Annotated in this window: 5 protein-coding genes; 2 read left to right on the forward strand and 3 right to left on the reverse strand. The window is 73.7% G+C overall.

From position 1 onward, the window contains the following. The first annotated feature begins 230 nt into the window (after positions 1–230). The gene (locus GTW43_RS06810; RefSeq protein ID WP_161300718.1) at positions 231–1,151 is read left to right on the forward strand and encodes a LysR family transcriptional regulator; all 921 of its coding nucleotides are present in this window, start codon (positions 231–233) and stop codon (positions 1,149–1,151) included. Here GTW43_RS06810 and GTW43_RS06815 read toward each other — a convergent pair. From GTW43_RS06815 to GTW43_RS06825, 3 genes are all read right to left on the reverse strand, one after another. Beyond that, positions 1,090–1,686, reverse strand: coding sequence for a TetR/AcrR family transcriptional regulator (locus GTW43_RS06815; protein WP_161300719.1), 597 nt, complete (start codon positions 1,684–1,686; stop codon positions 1,090–1,092). The genes GTW43_RS06810 and GTW43_RS06815 overlap by 62 nt on opposite strands. An 89-nt stretch (positions 1,687–1,775) precedes the next feature. After that, a complete protein-coding gene (locus GTW43_RS06820) occupies positions 1,776–3,437 on the reverse strand; it encodes an AMP-binding protein (protein ID WP_161300720.1) in 1,662 nt (553 codons plus the stop codon). Next, positions 3,434–4,198: an SDR family oxidoreductase gene (locus tag GTW43_RS06825; RefSeq protein ID WP_161300721.1), complete on the reverse strand. Its 765-nt coding sequence runs from the start codon at positions 4,196–4,198 to the stop codon at positions 3,434–3,436. The genes GTW43_RS06820 and GTW43_RS06825 overlap by 4 nt, the downstream gene beginning before the upstream one ends. A gap of 168 nt (positions 4,199–4,366) precedes the next feature. Between GTW43_RS06825 and GTW43_RS06830 the strand changes: the two genes are divergently transcribed. Next, the coding region (locus GTW43_RS06830; RefSeq protein ID WP_161300722.1) for an exo-beta-N-acetylmuramidase NamZ domain-containing protein at positions 4,367–4,797 on the forward strand (431 nt) is incomplete at its 3' end.

A 4,797-nucleotide genomic window follows, 5' to 3' on the forward strand; every position in this document is an offset into this window, starting at 1 on the left:
CGCGGGGAACTGCGCGACCAGCCCCCACCGAACCCGCACCCGCCGGACAGCCGCTCAGTACCCCCCACCCCCCGCGTGATCCAGCGACGCCAAGCGCCGCGCAAAGCTCCGCAGCCACGCCAAGGGCCGGGCCACCGCCCGGGTCATCTGCTCCATGCGTCCAGCCTGGCGCCGCCCCACCCACCGGTCCAACAGATCGTTTCGCTCGGACCGATCCATAGAATAGATGGATGGAGATCCGTCAGCTGCGCCACTTCGTGGCCGTCGTGACCGAGGGAAGCTTCACCGCGGCGGCCCGCGCCGAGCTCATCGTGCAGTCCGCGCTCAGCACCTCCGTACGGAACCTGGAGCGGGAGCTGGGCGCGGAGCTGTTCGACCGGACGGGCCGCCGCGTCCGGCTCACCGAGGCCGGCCGCGCCCTGCTGCCCCAGGCACGGCAGCTGCTCGCCGGGGCCGCCTCCGCGCGGGAGGCGGTGGCCCGGGTCGCCGGGCTCGGCGCGGGCCGGCTGGCGATCGGGACGATCCAGACGCTGACCTGTGTCGACCTGGCGGCGGAACTGGCCGCGTTCCACCGGGAGTTGCCCGGCATCCAGGTGTCGGTGCGGGAGGCTCCGGTGGAGGAGCTGATCGAGGGGCTGCGGACCGGGGAGCTCGACCTGGCGTTCCTCGCGCCGGACGCCCGCCCGCTGCCGGACGGCCTCGCCTCGTTCGGCGCCTGGCAGGAGGACCTGGTCCTGGTCACCGCGCCGGGCCATCCGCTGGCCTCGGCGGGGCGCACGCTCATCAAGGACCTGGCGGCGGAACCGTTCGTCGACTTCAGGGCCGGTACGGGGCTCGAGACGGCGGTGCGCAGACTGGCCGCGCACTGCGGTCTGGAGCGGCGTATCACCTGCGACGTGACGCAGATCGGCCTGCTGGTGGATCTGGTGCGGGCCGGGATCGGGGTGGCGATCGTGCCGCGCCGGATCGGCGAGGCCGCCGGGCTGCCGTGCGTGGCGATCCGGCAGCCGGAGCCGGGCCGCGAGGTGCTGCTGGCCGGCCGGGCGCCCCGGCCGCGCAATCCGGCGGCCGGGGCGCTGCTCGAGCGGCTTACGGGCGCAGCGCCCGAAGGAGCAGGTCGGCCAGCTGGTCGGCGAGTTCCTGCGGGGTGAGCGGGCCGTCGGGGCGGTACCAGGTCGACAGGTGGTGCACCGAGCCGAAGTGGTAGTCGACGACGAGGTCGGCCGGGGTCGCGGTGGTGAAGACGCCCGTTCTCTGACCTTCCTCGATCAGCGCCCGGAACCGCTCGTGGTAGCGCCGCCGCTCGGCCCGCACCTGCTTGTTCTTCTCCGGGCCGAGGTGGTGCATGGAGCGGAAGAAGATCGACGCGTCGTCGAGGTTCTCGATGGTGGTGACGACGACGTCGGCGGCCGCGGCCCGCAGCCGCTCCTCGACGGGCTGGTCGAGGTCGGCGAACGCGTCGAGCCGCTCCTGCTGGAGCCGGAGCACGCGCGCGTACACCTCGTGCAGCAGGTCGTCCTTGGATCCGAAGTAGTGGTAGAGGGCGCCCTTGGTGACGCCCGCCGACTCGACGATCTCCTGGACCGAGGTCCGGTCGTAGCCGCGCTCGGCGAACAGCCGGGTGGCGGCCGCCAGGAGTCGCTGCGGAACGGGCGTCCCGTCGCCGTCCGTCGTCGTCCTGGGCACTGCCGCCACCTGCCTTCACTGTCTGTTCGGTCTGTTCGGTCGGTCCGGTCGGTCCGGATCGCGCGGCCGGCGCGCGCCGGCCGTGCGGGTCATGCGTCAGGTGAACGCAGTTCCCGCCGGAGGATCTTCCCACTCGCGGTCTTCGGCAGCTCGCGCAGGACCTCGACCTCGCGCGGATACTTGTACGCGGCGAGCCGTTCCTTGCAGTACAGGGACAGCTCGTCGGGGGTCGCGTCGGTGCCGGGGCGCAGGCTCACGTAGGCCTTGACGGTCTCGCCGCGGTAGGGGTCGGGGATGCCGACGACGGCGGCCTCGCGCACGGCGGGGTGGGTGTAGAGGACGTCCTCGACCTCGCGCGGCCACACCTTGAAGCCGGACGCGTTGATCATGTCCTTCTTGCGGTCGACGACGTACAGCCAGCCGTTCGCGTCCATGAAGCCGATGTCGCCGGTGCGCAGCTCGCCGTCGGGGAAGGCCTCGGCGGTGGCGTCGGGGCGGCGCCAGTAGCCGGGCACGACCTGGGGGCCGCGGACGGCGATCTCGCCCTGCTCGCCGAAGGGCACGTCTGCGCCCTGCTCGTCGACGATGCGCACGATGCCGTCGGGGCCGGGAACGCCGACGGCGAGCGTGCCGGAGACGGGGTCGACCGGTGCCTCGGTGCCGGGCGGCACGGAGGCGCAGGGGGCGGTGCACTCGGTCAGCCCGTACCCGTTGTGGAGGTAGGGGCCGAAGGCGGCGCGGAACTTCTCGACGAGCGCGGGCGGCACGGGCGCGCCGCCGGACGAGAGGGACCGGAAGGAGGCGAAGTGCTCGCGGGTGGCCTGCGGCTGGGCGCCGAGCGCCATGAACGCGGTGGACGGGCCGACCGTGTAGGCGGGCTCGTGCTCGGCGAAGGCGTCGAGGACGACCCCGGGCTCGAAGCGGTAGGCGAGGGCGAGCGTGCCCGCGTTGGCGACGCAGGCGACGAGCTCGCAGACCATGCCGGTGATGTGGAAGAGCGGCGCGAGCGCGAAGTACGTGGCGCCTTCGGGCACGCCGAGTCCGGTGCGCTGGCGCTCGGCGTTGTAGGTGATGTTGCCGTGCAGGTTGGTGGCGCCCTTGGGGGTGCCGCTGGTGCCCGAGGTGTAGCTGATCAGAGCGATGTCGTCGGCGGTGAGGGCGCGGTCCGCGGGGGCGGGGGCGCCCGCGCGGGCGACGGTCAGCAGGTCGTCGGCGTCGGACGGCACCGGGGTGACGCGGGCGAAGCCGAGGACGCGGGCGTCGTCGCGGCTCTGCAGGTCGAGCTCGCAGGCGGTGAGGACGATCCGCACCGGCGCGTCCGCGGCGGCGTCGCGCAGGTACGCCTCCCAGGCCCGGTCGGCGCAGACGAGGGCGCTGACCTCGGCGTCGTGCAGGACGTGTCCGATCTCGCCGGCCTTGTACATGGGGTTGACGGGGACGACGATCGCCCCGGCCTTGAAGGCGCCGAGCAGCGCGATCACGAAGTGCGGCGAGTTCTGCAGCATGATCGCGACGCGGTCGCCGCGGCCGAGGCCCCGGGCGGCGAGGTGCCCGGCCACGGAGTCGGACAGGGCGTCGAGCTCGGCGTAGCTGACGCGGCCGTCGAAGTAGGCGAGGGCGGTCCGGTCCGGGGCGCGGCCGACGGCGTCGGCGAAGGCGTGCACGACGGTGGCGGGCGGGGTGACGGGGGCCTTCTGGGCCTCGTCGAGGACGCCCAGCCAGGGCTTCGCGGCGTAGATCGACTCGGTCACCGGCCGGCCTCCCACTTCTGCTGGATGTGGTTCATGGTGGTGAGCCAGCGGTCCGGCTCGGCGGCGCGGCCCGCGTAGTACCCGGCGACCTCGGGGTGCGGCAGGATCAGGAAGCGGTCCTCGGCCATGCCGGTGAACAGGGCGTCGGCGACGTCCTCGGGCTCGATGGCGGTCGGTGCGAGGACCAGCTCGCCGGCCGACCCGGCCGCGGTGAGCATGTCGGTGCGCACCCCCTGCGGGCAGACGGCGTGCACCTTGATCCCGCGGTGGCGGTACGTGAGCGAGAGCCACTCGGCGAAGGCGTAGGCGCCGTGCTTGGTGACGCTGTAGGGCGCGGCGCCGATCATGGTGAGCAGTCCGGCGGCGGAGACAGTGGACACGAAGCGGCCGCTGCCGCGCTCCAGCCAGCCGGGGAGCAGGGCCTGGGCGGCGCGGACGTGTGCCATCACGTTGACGTCCCAGGCGGCGGCCCAGACCTCGGGGTCCGCGGCCTCCGTGCCGCCGGACGCGAGGCCCGCGTTGGCGCACCAGACGTCGACGGTGCCGCCGAGCGCGTCCCGGGCCTCGTCGACGATCGCGGAGGCGTCGCCGGGGACGGCGGTGGCGCCGGTCTCGGCGGCGACGGAGGCGGCCCTGTCGGCGTCGAGGTCGTTGACGACGAGGCGGGCTCCGGCGGCGGCGAAGCGGCGGGCGAGGGCGGCGCCGATGCCTCCGCCCGCGCCCGTGACCACGACTGACCGGCCCTGCAGACTCTCCACCATCGGTCTCCTTCGACGTTCAGCGGCTCTCGTTGCCCGAGCAGACTAACCAGTCGGTATGTCGCCGGGAAAGGGGTTCCCTGCGACGGATCCCCGCACGGTGCGTTCCCCGACGCGGGCCGGGGCGTTAGCGTGCGGGTGCCAGTTCCGGGTGATCACGGAGGTTGCTGCATGAACGTGTCGAGACGGGTGCTGCTCGCGGCGAGCGCGGGGGTGGCGGGCGCACTGGGCGCCGGGAGCGGCACGGCGGGTGCCGCGCCCGGTCACGGGCACGGGCACGGGGGCGGTCCTGGCCTGCGCACCGGCTTCGAACGGCTGGAGGCCGACGGGTACCGGATGCTGTCCGGCGAGAAGGTCGGCGTCGTCACCAACCCGACGGGCGTGACCCGCGACGTGCGGCACATCGTCGACGTCATGCACGGGGACGAACGCGTCGACCTGAAGGCGGTGTTCGGGCCCGAGCACGGCTTCCGGGGCACGGCGCAGGCGGGCGGCTCGGAGGGGCGCTACGACGACCCGGCGACCGGACTGCCCGTCTACGACACGTATCTGAAGAGCGGTCAGGCGCTGGCCGACATCTTCACGGCTTCCGGCGTCGACAC

Origin of the sequence: Streptomyces sp. SID5785, from assembly GCF_009870065.1 — a bacterium.
Taxonomy (GTDB): domain Bacteria; phylum Actinomycetota; class Actinomycetes; order Streptomycetales; family Streptomycetaceae; genus Streptomyces.

Coding starts and splice junctions, on each gene's coding strand:
- GTW43_RS06825 (WP_161300721.1), bottom strand. CDS start 4,198: ATGGTGGAGAGTCTGCAGGGCCGGTCAGTCGTGGTCACGGGCGCGGGC.
- GTW43_RS06810 (WP_161300718.1), top strand. CDS start 231: ATGGAGATCCGTCAGCTGCGCCACTTCGTGGCCGTCGTGACCGAGGGA.